Genomic DNA, 14,454 nt, shown 5'->3' on the forward strand with positions numbered 1-14,454 from the left:
CTTTGTATGAGTCTCGTTGCTGGAGCTGTGCCTCTACAAACAAGAGTGTCGAAGCGCCGACAAACAACTTTTGGGCTCGGTAATCCAATGACTCATCTCTAGTGGAATTCACATGTAACCACTTTAGGCATTGACAAATGACGTTTTGATTCGGTACGTTATCCATAGGAATCTCCTTTGTTGAGGCGTTTTATGGATAACGCTGAGGGTAACTCAACAATAGGAGATTTCTTTATTTTTGTCCACGAATATAGTTCAATAAGTTACAAATATAGAGAATTATAGGGTGAAAATTTTCGTAAAAAGATTGATGCAACGCTAGTGGGCTTTGTCATAGATAGGAAGCAAAAATCGGCGAAAATAATGCACTTTTACAGGAATTTAATCAAATACGGGCACAAATAGCGTAAAATCCTGCATTCATGCAGGATTTTCATTTCACCAGCTCCGTCTCACAACCTCGTCTCAACCCGTCCATATTCCGTCGCTTTTCCGTCCGCCGTCTTCCAGCCACTATATTAACTGTACATCCCGTCTTGCCCCGCATCCTTGCGCACTGCCTATGGAACAGCCTCATCACAATTGGGTTTGTCATAGAAAATTTGCTTTTGTGGCGCATCGGAAACGTTTTCGACTATGCCGCAAGGCCGTAGGCCGGTTTCGGGAATTTCAATCCAGGCATCTGCGTAGGATGCGACTAAACAATATTGATCGAGCTGTGGTTATCGATCCGATTTCAATCCACGCATCCGTGTAGGATGCGACGTTTGGCATTGGCTTGAGGTGAGGTGGTCGAAATCATTTCAATCCACGCATCCGCGTAGGATGCGACCTTTTTTGCTATAAAGAACAGCATGAATGCGGCAATTTCAATCCACGCATCCGCGTAGGATGCGACCCCTGACCACGCCCGAGCGGAACAGAGGGTATATTTCAATCCACGCATCCGCGTAGGATGCGACGGGAGTTTAGTATATCAACGCGCGCTTATTGCTGGATTTCAATCCACGCATCCGCGTAGGATGCGACGATGTCATCGTAAGTAAACCAGTGGATTGGGGTATTTCAATCCACGCATCCGCGTAGGATGCGACGAATCCGTATCCGCAAGTTCTCGTTCAACACAAAATTTCAATCCACGCATCCGCGTAGGATGCGACTGCAGATTCTGGAGGCTCTATTCTGGGATGCCAAATTTCAATCCACGCATCCGCGTAGGATGCGACTTTCATAGCTTTGTTCGTTCTTCTCTTCCTGTTTGATTTCAATCCACGCATCCGCGTAGGATGCGACACAGGAGGCGCTGGAGGCCGTCTCACGCTATCGGATTTCAATCCACGCATCCGCGTAGGATGCGACTACGACAGCCGAACGAATACGAACGTTGCCGTGCGATTTCAATCCACGCATCCGCGTAGGATGCGACGACATGGATGCCGCCACCATGTAAAAAACGGAAGGATTTCAATCCACGCATCCGCGTAGGATGCGACTTGCGATCTGGATATCCGCGGCGTTCGTTGCGCTATTTCAATCCACGCATCCGCGTAGGATGCGACATGGCGTATGTTCTTTTTGTCGTTCAAACGGAGCGAATTTCAATCCACGCATCCGCGTAGGATGCGACCCTTGTCGTCCATTATGTCGGATCGAGACAACGCGATTTCAATCCACGCATCCGCGTAGGATGCGACGCGAAAGCGAATTCGCGTTCCTCGATAAACCGGGCAATTTCAATCCACGCATCCGCGTAGGATGCGACTTCGTATGTCTTGCCGTCAATATGCATCGGCCGCGATTTCAATCCACGCATCCGCGTAGGATGCGACCCGGAAATCCATTTCGATTCTGATTCATTGGGGCAAATTTCAATCCACGCATCCGCGTAGGATGCGACTCTTCGATTTCACTTATCCGGATCCGATGGTTGATTTCAATCCACGCATCCGCGTAGGATGCGACGTTGGTTCCGGCAGCACTGGAAACAGCAGCAGCATTTCAATCCACGCATCCGCGTAGGATGCGACGGTAATTGCCCCATCGTCTCAGTAACAGCCGCCTATTTCAATCCACGCATCCGCGTAGGATGCGACCCCCGCCCGCCATCCCTAGCCCTGTGATCGTCTTATTTCAATCCACGCATCCGCGTAGGATGCGACGCTAATGACTATCTCCGGATACTTGAGCTGCAGGCCATATTTCAATCCACGCATCCGCGTAGGATGCGACGGCTGAATGTAGCCGAGGGCGGCAAACGGGCCGGATTTCAATCCACGCATCCGCGTAGGATGCGACAATTCCGTCTAGGTATATTACCTATCGCGGGAAAATTTCAATCCACGCATCCGCGTAGGATGCGACTATACGTCAACTTATTAGTACCAAGTACTAACTCATTTCAATCCACGCATCCGCGTAGGATGCGACTGCGGCGTTCCTGTTGCGTGATCCACTCGGCGGAATTTCAATCCACGCATCCGCGTAGGATGCGACAAAATTGAAGTTGATCTAACCGGTTATAACGCCGATTTCAATCCACGCATCCGCGTAGGATGCGACTATTGACGGGAGGTGTACGATTGCGTTCGTATTTGATTTCAATCCACGCATCCGCGTAGGATGCGACTATAACGCCTTGCAGGCGTCCCTCCCGAGAAGTATTTCAATCCACGCATCCGCGTAGGATGCGACCCTTTGATGGCTCCGCCGCGATCCTCGCAGACGCATTTCAATCCACGCATCCGCGTAGGATGCGACTTAGAGCCGAGCTGCGGTTCCGGCGTCTTTCTCATTTCAATCCACGCATCCGCGTAGGATGCGACCACAAGTCGGGGGGAGCATCGTTTTTCCGGACGGATTTCAATCCACGCATCCGCGTAGGATGCGACAAGATCGCTGGCCTGCCAGATGCAGACCTGCCGAAATTTCAATCCACGCATCCGCGTAGGATGCGACGCCTGTTGGTAAAGCTCCAAGCTCCAGTTTAAGCCATTTCAATCCACGCATCCGCGTAGGATGCGACTCGGCGCAACATGCGCCAAACCCAGGCCGATGCATTTCAATCCACGCATCCGCGTAGGATGCGACCGCAAATGGTCGAAGAACTGGCGCGGTGTGCGGATATTTCAATCCACGCATCCGCGTAGGATGCGACATTAAGCGGCTAATTTGCCGTGGATTTTACGTCAATTTCAATCCACGCATCCGCGTAGGATGCGACTCCGAACAGCAAGCACAGATTGACGGATTGACCATTTCAATCCACGCATCCGCGTAGGATGCGACATGATAAGCAGTTCCTTCTGAGCCGGGTTCTGCCATTTCAATCCACGCATCCGCGTAGGATGCGACAAGGGAAGGGGTAAGCTTGGTAATCACATTCAATATTTCAATCCACGCATCCGCGTAGGATGCGACGTCCGTAAAGATGGGCGGTAAATGGGTTGACGTAGAATTTCAATCCACGCATCCGCGTAGGATGCGACAGCGAAAAATTACACAAAATATAACAATAAAATCAATTTTTCGCTAAAATTCCGAGGCAAATGAGAGATTTAGCTCGAAATAGCTTTAAACTAATTAACTTTTACAAACTGAATTGGATAACATTGCAATAATTTTGGTGCGAATCCCCCAGGGATTTTATGTGCGCTTCACATTCGCACCGATTTTTCATTTATTTTTACTCCATTTCAAACAGGTTCTAAACTCCTTTTTTCAGTATACCACAGGGGGACCTAAGTGATGGATAATTTCAGACTGATTCACGCTGAATTCGCGTTAGCGAAAAATGAATCCCAGGAAGTCAAACTTCAGTGGAATGGATATCAAAGTATAGACTCGACCAGATTCCCACCTGTTCCCCACCGCTTATAATCAGGTATAATAAAGGAAAAGATGGCAGGAAGGAGGGGCAGCGATGGGAACGGAATCCGACGAACACCATTCGATTCATTACCGTCACGATACGTCATATCGCTTCCTGTTGTCCAGTAAAAAGCTCTTTGTCGAGTTGCTTCGCTCCTTTGTTCAAAAAGAATGGGTAGAGCGCATAGACGAAACGAATGTGCAGGAAATCCCCCATTCGTTTGTTCTTCAAGACTTCAAGCGGAAGGAAGCCGATTTGGTGTACCGCGTGAAGCTGAATGGACAAGATGTCGTGTTTTATTTGTTGCTGGAAATGCAGTCCACCGTGGACTTTCTCATGCCGTACCGTCTTCTGCTTTATCAGGTGGAGATCTGGCGCTATCTCATGAAAGACCAGGAAAAAACAAAGGGCAAGCCGAAAGCATTCCGGTTGCCTCCCATTGTGCCGATTGTGCTGTACAATGGGAAGAGACGCTGGACCGCCAGTCGCCAATTTCGCCAGTTGTTAGCCAATGAGACGATGTTCGGTTCGGAACTTCTTAATTTTGAATATTTGCTTATTGATGTTGCTCGATATACGGAAGAAGAGTTGTTGGCTCTTTCCAATACGATCGGTTCTGTCTTTTTGCTTGATCAGACGGAGGATCAGGCGGAACTGCTGAATCGGCTCGGCAAGCTGATGCACACCATACAGCAATTGCCAGAGGACAGCCAGCAGCAATTGGTCGCCTGGATGGCAAATATTTTGAGTCAGAAATTGCCGAAAAATGAACCGCATTTGCGCGAGCTTATCCAAAACGAAAAAGGAGGCGTATCGGTTATGGGGCTTGAAAAAACCTTGGATGCCATTAAGCGCGAGGGAAGACGCGAAGGCCGAAGAGAAGGTATTCGAGAAGGTATTCGAGAAGGGATGCGAGAAGGCAAACAAGAAGGCAAGCGAGAAGCAAAAGAGGAAGTTGTCCAGCAAATGATTGCCGAAAATCTGGACCCTGAATTGATCGCCAGAGTCACGGGCTTTTCACTCGATATTATTGCACAGTTACGCGAAAAATCTAAATCTAAATGATTCAAATTCCGGCCGTTTCTTTTGAACGGCCCTTTTTTACTCCTTGTATTTAAGTACATCTTTCAGATTAAAAATACCAGTTGTCTTTTACAATGAGCCAGCAACACTTGGTCGCCTGGATGGCGAATATTTTGAGTCAGAAATTGCCGGAAAATGAACCGCATTTCGCGAGCTTATCCAAAACGAAAAAGGAGGCGTGTCGGTTATGGGGCTAGAAAAAACCTTGGATGCTATTAAGCGTGAGGGAAGACGCGAAGGCCGAAGAGAAGGGATACAAGAAGGGATACGAGAAGGGATACGAGAAGGGATACGAGAAGGGATACGAGAAGGCAAACAAGAAGGCAAGCGGGAAGCAAAAGAAGAAGTGGCCAAGAACATGATTGCCGAAAATCTGGATCCTGAATTGATCGCCAGGGTCACGGGCTTTTCACTCGATATTATCGCTCAGTTACGGGAAAAATCCCATTGAACAAGCCGTTTCATTTCGAAGCAGCTTTTTTAATTGTATCGGCTTCTTAACTCCAAAAAAATCGCCGCTTCCCATGGTCGTCCTGCGACCTCCCAAATATCAATCAGCGGGCTTCCACTTAGGGTGCGATTTCAACGTAGGGCTCGAATTTCTCGATGATGGCAACCCCAGGGGATTTCATGTGAGCTTCAAATTTATACCTGCCGTTTATGAACCGCCCCCCTCTTTCCTGCCAGGACGGCCCCTCATTATTTTTCCAGTATATTTTAAAAGTAAACTTAGGTAACTTAACAGAATTTTTTATCTAAGTCCATATCTCGCTTCACTGTTACCGCCTTCTCCCACGATGCCTTCGACATAAGTAAGGATTTCCCTGCACTAAAAAAAGCCGCTGAAAAATCAGCGACTTAATTACGGTTTGTACATTAAAAAACTCTAATTTTGTAGATGTCAACGAGTTCACCCGTATCCACATCTTTAATGGATACATACACCGTTCCTCTTTTTAAACCTTTCACTTTACCGTAACTAGTAAGGCGAATTATCTCTCCTGAATCGCCGATCGGTTCAATAGCATAAAGATATGAGTCTTCATAAGGCAAATAATCAGTTTCACCTACTGATAGTCTCATTTCTTTGTAGGTTTTTGATGCTTGAACTTCGTGCATGTCTTTTGCAGCAAAGGATGGAGCAGTCGCACCCAATGACAATGCAACCCCTAATAAAGAAGCAATTAAGATTTTGTTCATGTTAGTCCCTCCCTTAAAATGGTATTTTAACTTCAATGTCATTGTATCCCCTTATTTTCCAACGATCAATATATTTAGTATAACTGTAAGGTTATTGTAAGGTTCCTGTGCCTCTGAATAACAGCGACTTGAGATTTGTATCACTTTTCTCGAAATATGCTTCTTGAGCATTCCATCCTTTTGGTAATGTAAAAGGGGCCGACTTTCAATCCCCATTCTACTAAAATGCCCCTAATTAACACAGCAAACCCGTTTCCCTCAAACGCGAATTCACTTTATGCTAACTGTTTGCTTTAAAAGATGACGCCGACGCGTTACAATATTATGGTAAGGGAGAGGAGAGGATGTAATGACTGCCCAACAACAGGCGGCAATGCAATCCATGATAGAATGGCTGGCTGATGAACATGAACTCGGCCGCGAACCTAGCAAGATTGAGATCGCAGGTGAATTTGATCTGCACAACATGCGCTACTACATATTCAAGTATAAAAAGACAATGCTCGGAAAATGGCTTCTTGGCGTCTGCGGCGGCTATGAAAGTCCATCTGACACGGAGCATTGCGGTCATGTGTTCAGTGAGATGCAGCCCTATGATCCGGCTACTGCGCAGCAGGAAGCGATTGCGATGGTCGAAATGATCCGCGAGTATTGGATGAAGCAAGCGGCAGCACTTGAGGCAGAGCAAGCGCAATCTGATCCTTCCGAGTCGAAGAAGGAATCATCCGGCCTTTTTAACGGTTTCGTTCTGCTCAACACTTCGGAGTGCGATCTTGAACAGATCAAGGCGAATCTGCTGCAAGACTGGAACATCTCCTGTCCATCGGGTGAAAACTCCGAGGAAGAAAGGGAGGGAATCCTCGTCTGTGAGGTGGAGGGCTTCACCTTGGCCGTAAGCTTTGTCGATGCTCCCGTGCCGGACGGCGAAGCCGAGCATTACGCGCAAGGCAACTACCTCTGGCCGGAGGCCGTTGAGATCACCAAAACGCATGTGGCCCAAATCATTTTGGCTGTATTTACCCGCTCCGGCTCCCCGCTGGACAGCGGAAGAATGTATACCAAGCTGGCCGCCAGTTGCTTAAAGCTCCCGAATGCAATCGGGCTTTATTCATCCGGCACCGTCTATCAGCCTGAATTCTTTGTGGAGTTGGCCGAGATGATGAAGTCGGATGATGAATTCCCTTTACTAAATCTGGTTTATTTTGGCCTTGTCGGAAAGGAAACAGGGGTGAGCGGATATACAATCGGGCTGGAGCATTTCGGCAAGGACGAAATCGAAGTGCTTGACAGTCAGGCAACCCCTGCCGAGCTGCGCAACTTCCTGATTGATATTTCCGCTTATGTCGTAGAACAGGACGTCACTTTACGAGATGGCGAAACGATCGGCTTCACGGCGGAACAGAAGCTGCCGATTACCCGCTCCGAAGGCGTATATGTCAACGGAGACAGTCTTAAAATCGAATTCTAAGACAGGAAAAAGAGCAGTGAAGCGGCATGCTTCCTGCTCTTTGTTGTGGTCCGACTTTTTCTGTGAGTCACACAATATACCCGCCTCAGCGGCCGTGTTGACTCTGGGAAGTCTGCGGCGCAGCCATATACTTGCGGCACGCATTCACAATATCAATCATTCCGCACGGCACATCCACCCCGATCGTTAAACCCTATCACCGTGGCGGAAACACCCTGCCTGTCTGTGTCCATTCCCCACTCAATCGATACCTCACCGAACTCCCGTACCCTACGAAGCCAGGAACGATCCCATAATCTCCTCTATATCGAACGGAGTGATTCCACGCTGGACCGAAAATACGGTCTGCGCCTCCTCTTCCCGCTCGACAAGCTGTCCGCGCGCCAGCGCATGCAGCCGGAACAACTCATACAGATTCGGCTTGGCTGCCGTAGTCATCGCTTTGCCCATGGCGACCATTCCCGTCTGATGTCCTTCCACATTGTTATAGAATTGAGGATTGCGGGTCAAAGCCAGATCGCACCAAATGACGGTGCGCTCCGCCAAATCGAGTATAGCCGGAATGGCAATCTGCGTGTTGGCCGTCAAATCAAGGCGATCAACGACGGTCGCCGGATCGAACACCTCCCCCGAATTCGGATGCTGACGCATCATCCAGCCAGCGAAGCATTCCGGCAGCTCGCTATACGCTTGCCCCGTAAATGAATGCAGCGAGACCACAATATATCGACCGCCGTACTTGAGGACAGAGGGGATGTCGATGTCGATGAACTCGCAGGCCCCATGCGGTGCCGATACGATATCGCCGCTATGCGCCGCTTTGTAGCGCGCAGAACGCAAATTCGTATACGAGATATGCTCCTTGTAATTCCAGGCGTCATCATACAAGACGGCAGAGAGATCGATATCGGTGCGGCCTGTCGCCTTTCCGTCGATCCCCCCTTCTTTCCACCACAGGAAAAAGCGAATCGTCTCTCCTGCCGGCATGGCCAGCTTGCTGCCGCGCACGAGCGTACGCAAGGACTTGCTCGCGGAACGCTGGGAGAAAGGCACCATATAGTTCTGCAATTGCGGATCAAGATAGACATTCCCGAGAGCAGGCAGCTTGGCGAAGCGGGCGAGCAATGTCTGTTCGCATACCTCCACTACGGCAGCGCATGCGTCCGGCGCGACGGGAGGCCGCGTATCCGGCGAAGAGAACGCTTTGGCCACATTGCCTTTCGGGAAAAACAGCCGCAGTTCATTGGCAAACTGGCGATACTTGAAATGCGTCATCACCTGCAGCAAGACCGGCGTCGCCACCCGATCCGCTACCGATGCAAAAAACGATGCAATCCAGCCCGCCTCCGCTCCTTCCAGACGAAGCAGATGATCCAAGCGCCGGGCAAACTCGCCCGGCCGCTCCAATAGCTGCTCCACGGCCTGATCGGTATCGAAATAGCGCAGCGCCTCCTCGACACGATGGCCAAAAGTCGCGTAAGGCCGATTGTTGCGCAGCACATCAAACGCTTCTTGGCATCGTGGATAACGGCTCTTATATTCCGAAGGATGCAAGATCTCGGCCAGACGCAGCACATCTGTCGCCGTCCGCACATAGCGTTGAATGCGAGTCACGTCCGCCTTGCCGCTGCGCAGCAAAGCAGCAACGATAAAGCCGACCTGCTCCTTATGAGGGATCGCATCCGGCAATAAGTCATCAATATCATGATCATGCTCAATGACCCAGGCCAGATCCTGTTTGTCGGTGTCCGAGATGGACGTATTCGCCTGCATCAGCTCACGCATGAGCTGGCGGAAGTGCTCCTCGCTGCCGAGCTCGATGATCTCCAGCTTCGTCTTGCCCCGAAAAATTTCCCGGGTGATCGGCTCCATCTCAGGCACTTCATTCGTCACGTAGTGATACCATGCATTCAAATATAACTCGGCATCGCTTGCTTCCATGACTTGCTCCGGGAAATTCGGATACATCGGCCGATAGGCAACATGCGCGCCGACGAGCTTTTTCAAGCCATGGATCAATGCTTTGTACCATCTCAAAAACGAAACCTCCGACAGCGTGCGAAGAGCCGCAAGCAGTGCGGGAGAACAGGTGAAGCCGAGTGCCGCTATATTTTTCATTGCCGTCGCCAACTGCGCGTCCGGAAGCTTGGATTGTTCCGGAACCACGATTACTTTTCGGCATCTGCGCAAATAAATCTCGTTCTGTATCATGTCATACCCCTTTTCGATGGAACTGCATCGCCAGGAAAGCCGCCCCTCTAGTAAAACCCAAGTTATTGTAGAAGGAAGAAAGACGATAGCCTGGCGAACGCAGTCTGGTATCTTCCGGAAAGCTGCTACCCTAAGCCAGGGTAAAGGAAGTAGAAGGAAGGTTAGCAATAGCCGGAAGATGGGAGCGCCGCTCAAGCTGTTGCCCGCTCGGCCTCTTGGTTACTATCTTCGCATCATTGGGAGCTCGCGAACAGGGCGCAAGTATGGCGAACTTGGAAAAATGATGCATGGATAGGTTTTTCCTTCGTTTGCCAGCGGCGATCCGCAACTGCTATACTGTAGGCATATTGAACAAAGGAGTGAAGGGGAATGACGCAGAAGACACGCATCGGCAAGACGAACTTATGGGTTAATCCGATTGGGCTTGGCGCGAACGCCGTCGGGGGACATAACATTCACCCGAACTTGAACGATGAGACAGGCAGGGAGGTCGTCCGTACGGCCTTCGATCAGGGCATCGACTTTGTGGACACGGCGTTCATCTACGGACCGGAGCGCTCGGAGCAGCTTATCGGCGAAGTGATGAAGGAGAGGGGCAACCGTTCGGACATCGTAATCGCCACCAAAGGGGCGCACAAGTTCGTGGACGGCAAGGTGGAGATCGACAACTCCCCCGCCTTCCTGACCGCCGCCGTAGAGAACAGCCTGCGGCGTCTTCAGACCGACTACATCGACTTGTTCTACATTCACTTTCCGGACGAACAGACGCCGAAGGACGAGGCCGTTGGCACGCTGAAGAAGCTCAAGGACGAGGGGAAAATTCGGGCCATCGGCGTATCCAACTTCACCATCGAGCAATTGCGGGAAGCGAATAAGGACGGCTACGTCGACGTCATCCAGGATGAATACAACCTGATCAAGCGCGACAAAGAGCGTGATCTTCTTCCTTACGCGGCGGAGAACGGCATTTCATTCATCCCTTATTTCCCGCTGGCGTCAGGCTTGCTGGGCGGCAAATATACGAAGGATTCGCAGTTCACGGACGGACGTGCCAACAGCCCGATGTTCCAGGGCGAGGCGTTCGCCGCGAATCTGGAGAAAGTCGAGCAAGTCCGGCAGATAGCGGAAGCGAAGCAGGCCGAAGTGGCCCATGTCGTGCTGGCCTGGTATTTGACGCGGGACGCTATTGACGCGCTCATTCCGGGCGCCAAGCGGCCGGATCAGGTACTGAACAACCTGAAGACCTTATCCGTTCGGCTGACTCCCGAGGAGATCGAGCGGATCGATCAGATTTTCAAAGCATAATTGCATATGGAGCTCCAGGGCTGTCCCACAAGTCAGAAAAAAATGACGAAGGGCAGCCCTTTTTGGCGGGATTCACAGCAGCTCTGCTCTTATTCGTCACCAGTCTTCCAACCACCAACTGTCCTCATTGTAGAATGGTTTACATTAAATAGTTATTTTGTCATGTCATGTTTACAAAACAAGAGGGGTATGGTAAATTATAGGTAATATATCATTGATTATAGGGAGAAGGTGCTTATCGGATGGCACAAATATTGTCCATTGGTGAATTAATACAATGTCACAGATACAATAGAGGCATGACATTAGCGCAATTGTCAGAGCTGACAGGCATACATAAAGGGACCATCTCCAAAATTGAAAACGGTGACGTGAAAAGACCGGAATATAAGACCATCCGTCCGCTTGCAGACACATTGCAGATCCCGCTAGAGACTTTGGTTGAACTGCACATCACCGTGGACAAGAGGGCAGACACTCTCCTCTTCGTGTTACAGGACGTGATTCAGCATTCGGGTACTGCCGATCTGGTGACCAAAGTAGGAAGGAAATTCTTGGAATCCCCCAGTGATGATAGTCACGCCTTGGTGGAACGGCTTTATGACTTCGCGGGCCACGTTGAAAATAAGGAGATTCAATTCGCCCTATACCAACTCATTGTTGACTACTCTCGCGATCACGGCATTATGCCTTTTTTGGCAAGAGGTTTATTCCAGGTGTATCTTATCGAACGGGACGACTTCACCAGGCTCAGATCGGTTTACGAGAGCGGCAAGCATATCGTTCAGTACGCCCAATTTTTAACCAACGAAGACAGAGTCACTTTGTATTACAAATTAGGTGTTCATGCATTAAATTTATGTCTGTACCAGCAAAGTATTGAACTCTGTCTTCATGTCCTTCGGGAAGCAGATGCAAACAATTGGTATTACATCAACGCGCTTGGCATTATTCGTGATTCTTACTTCTATATAGAGAACTACGAAAAGTCTGAATATTACTCACGACTCTATTCACAATACGACTATCCTCACATCAAGACATATTCAATTCTTATGACAGCATCGCTCAACGCAAAAAAGGGAAACACCGAAGTAGCTATCGAACAGTTTACATCTTTTCTGAAAACATGCAATCAGGATGATGCTCTTCTGGCACTGAATCAATTAATGAAAATATATTTGGGTGAAAATCGATTGGAAGAAGCGGAACAACTGCTTTTATATCCAGTATGCCCGCAATCTATCAGTACGAACAATCCCAACATCATCTTGCAGTTAGGTACATACTATTATCATCGAGCTGAATATTTTATTGCCGTTGGCGATCTTCACAAAGGAATATCCGATTTCTTGGAAAGCGCGTTACATTTTTCGAGAGTCAATAATACCGACAAAGAAAAAGAATGCATTAATAAAATCGTGCGTAGCCATTTACAACAGAACGTTGAAATTTCGATATCCACATTAGAAAAATTGAATAAGTATTACGAACTCAGCGTAGCTAAAGACTGTTAAAATGGAGGGATTCATGTGAAGCGTTTCATCGCAAAGCTATATAGCGGTCTCTTTTTCTCTGTAATTGTTGGTGTAACCACTGTCGCCGTACTTCTAGGAAGCGAAAACGGTCATCACCCATGGTAAGAGTACCTGATTGGTACTCTTTTTTCGTTATGTTTCCTTAAATTCAATTTATTGGGATTCGTTCGACACATTGTATACTCATTGTTAAGAAAGCGCCCCATTATCCAAGCTGATGTGAGGTGACGAACTTGTGTACAGTGATGATATTCTCCATAAAATTAACGGACTTCGAAAAAAATTGATCCACGTTGCCAATCAAAAAGGGAAATTTACAGACGACGAAGTCGTTCAAGTTAGCCAACAGCTAGATATTTACATACTTGAGCTGCAAAAGTATTATATAAAACAACAAGAAAAAGTCATAGCTAAAAGGAGCAGCTAGGTTCAGTGCAAGCACACCCATAAGTAAATAAGATGAGGTGGTCAGATGGCAAATTCAAACGAATTATTCATCGCGTTGCAGCGATTAAAGGAAAAGGAATGGGTCGATCTGACGCATACGTTCGGTCCGGACTCGCCTCATTTTTCCGCCTTTGCCGACGCCCGGTTCACGACCTTATTCAACCATGATGACGGATTTTTTGCGCAGAGCTTTACCTTCCCCGGACAGTACGGAACGCATTTGGATGCTCCCATTCATTTTGTGCGGAATACTCGTTATTTGGAAGAACTGGATTTGAAGGAATTGGTCCTGCCTCTTGTCGTTATCGACAAGTCCAAAGAAGCGAAAGCGAACCATGACTATACGCTCAGCGTAGAAGACATTTTGCAATTTGAAGCGGAGCACGGCACCATCGAGGCAGGCTCCTTCGTCGCGCTGCGAACCGACTGGAGCAAGCGCTGGCCGGATAAAGACGCCTTCAATAACAAAGATGCGGATGGCCATAACCATGCACCGGGCTGGTCGCTGGCCGCGCTTCAATTTTTATTCCAGGAAAGAAGAATCAAAGCAATCGGCCATGAAACGTTCGATACGGACGCGAGCGTTGACTATCAAAAGAATGGCGCCCTGTTAGCCGAGTATTACGTGCTCGAACATGACGCCTACCAAGTCGAGCTCATGAAGAATCTGGATAAAGTTCCGGCTACAGGCGCCATCATCTTTAACATTGTGCCCAAGCCGGAGAAAGCATCCGGATTTCCGGTGCGGTCCTTCGCCATCTTGCCCTAAGCGCAAAATAACACGCCGTCATCACGCGAGCGTGTTTTTCTATTGGCTAAGCCAAGCAGCCGCATGCCCTTATATCATAGCCCGCCCAGCACATTCATGACTTCGGAGATCTCTATCCCTTTTTTGTAGTCGGGAACAAGACTCTTTGATAAATAATCTGAAAGTTTTATTTATTCTTTTAATATTTTTTGGACAGTTGGTCTTAATACTATAAAAATAAGATGGTCAAGTCCAAAATTGTGTGTAAATTCCCTCAAGTAAAACTCGCGCGCCCCTTTAACTATCGCACAATTTTGGATTCGGTTTTTACGTTCGTTTTTCGCCACTCCAAATAATCCGTCATATCCAGATACTTTCGGCCATTGCTCCACTTTTCATCTATCTCCATTAGCAAGGCTCCAAGTAATCGATATGCAGAATCGCGGTTTGGAAAGATACGAATCACACGCTCACGACGTCGTACTTCCTCATTCAAACGCTCTTGGCTGTTCGTCGTACGCAGACGCTTGCGGTACTTCTCTGGAATCGACATTACCGCCGTAGCATCGTCGAAACCTTGCTCCAA

Annotated in this window: 10 protein-coding genes and 1 CRISPR repeat array; of the genes, 7 read left to right on the forward strand and 3 right to left on the reverse strand. The window is 48.6% G+C overall.

What is annotated here, in order from left to right; translation table 11 throughout:
- The first annotated feature begins 666 nt into the window (after positions 1-666).
- Positions 667-3,485: a CRISPR direct-repeat array (repeat unit 32 nt; unit sequence ATTTCAATCCACGCATCCGCGTAGGATGCGAC).
- Positions 3,486-3,919: 434 nt separating this feature from the next.
- Both ABD76_RS20165 and ABD76_RS20170 read left to right on the forward strand, forming a co-directional pair.
- Positions 3,920-4,933: an Rpn family recombination-promoting nuclease/putative transposase gene (locus ABD76_RS20165; RefSeq protein ID WP_197258935.1), complete on the forward strand. Its 1,014-nt coding sequence runs from the start codon at positions 3,920-3,922 to the stop codon at positions 4,931-4,933.
- 205 nt (positions 4,934-5,138) lie between these two features.
- On the forward strand, positions 5,139-5,402 hold the full coding sequence (locus tag ABD76_RS20170; protein ID WP_197258936.1) for a hypothetical protein: 264 nt from the start codon (positions 5,139-5,141) through the stop codon (positions 5,400-5,402).
- A gap of 425 nt (positions 5,403-5,827) precedes the next feature.
- Here the strand turns inward: ABD76_RS20170 and ABD76_RS20175 are convergent, their stop codons facing one another.
- Complete coding sequence (locus tag ABD76_RS20175; protein ID WP_197258937.1) at positions 5,828-6,151, reverse strand: hypothetical protein; 324 nt, start codon at positions 6,149-6,151, stop codon at positions 5,828-5,830.
- Positions 6,152-6,500: 349 nt separating this feature from the next.
- Here ABD76_RS20175 and ABD76_RS20180 point away from each other — a divergent pair, with 349 nt between their 5' ends.
- A complete protein-coding gene (locus ABD76_RS20180) occupies positions 6,501-7,619 on the forward strand; it encodes a DUF4261 domain-containing protein (protein WP_197258938.1) in 1,119 nt (372 codons plus the stop codon).
- A gap of 270 nt (positions 7,620-7,889) precedes the next feature.
- On the opposite strand, the gene ABD76_RS20185 is transcribed toward ABD76_RS20180, so the two are convergent.
- A complete protein-coding gene (locus ABD76_RS20185; protein ID WP_197258939.1) occupies positions 7,890-9,830 on the reverse strand; it encodes a TerD family protein in 1,941 nt (646 codons plus the stop codon).
- A 369-nt stretch (positions 9,831-10,199) separates the two neighbouring features.
- On the opposite strand from ABD76_RS20185, the gene ABD76_RS20190 reads away from it, so the two are divergent.
- From ABD76_RS20190 to ABD76_RS20205, 4 genes are all read left to right on the forward strand, one after another.
- On the forward strand, positions 10,200-11,135 hold the full coding sequence (locus tag ABD76_RS20190) for an aldo/keto reductase (protein WP_197258940.1): 936 nt from the start codon (positions 10,200-10,202) through the stop codon (positions 11,133-11,135).
- 242 nt (positions 11,136-11,377) lie between these two features.
- Complete coding sequence (locus ABD76_RS20195; protein ID WP_197258941.1) at positions 11,378-12,652, forward strand: helix-turn-helix domain-containing protein; 1,275 nt, start codon at positions 11,378-11,380, stop codon at positions 12,650-12,652.
- A 256-nt stretch (positions 12,653-12,908) separates the two neighbouring features.
- Positions 12,909-13,100, forward strand: a complete 192-nt coding sequence (locus tag ABD76_RS20200; protein ID WP_197258942.1) for a Spo0E family sporulation regulatory protein-aspartic acid phosphatase — start codon at positions 12,909-12,911, stop codon at positions 13,098-13,100.
- A 45-nt stretch (positions 13,101-13,145) separates the two neighbouring features.
- Positions 13,146-13,889: a cyclase family protein gene (locus ABD76_RS20205; protein WP_197258943.1), complete on the forward strand. Its 744-nt coding sequence runs from the start codon at positions 13,146-13,148 to the stop codon at positions 13,887-13,889.
- Positions 13,890-14,169: 280 nt separating this feature from the next.
- Here ABD76_RS20205 and ABD76_RS20210 read toward each other — a convergent pair.
- Positions 14,170-14,454, reverse strand: a 285-nt coding sequence (locus ABD76_RS20210; protein ID WP_197253985.1) for a transposase, incomplete at its 5' end; no start/stop codon positions are given.

This window comes from Paenibacillus dendritiformis (assembly GCF_015845845.1).
Classification (GTDB): Bacteria; Bacillota; Bacilli; order Paenibacillales; family Paenibacillaceae; genus Paenibacillus_B; species Paenibacillus_B dendritiformis_C.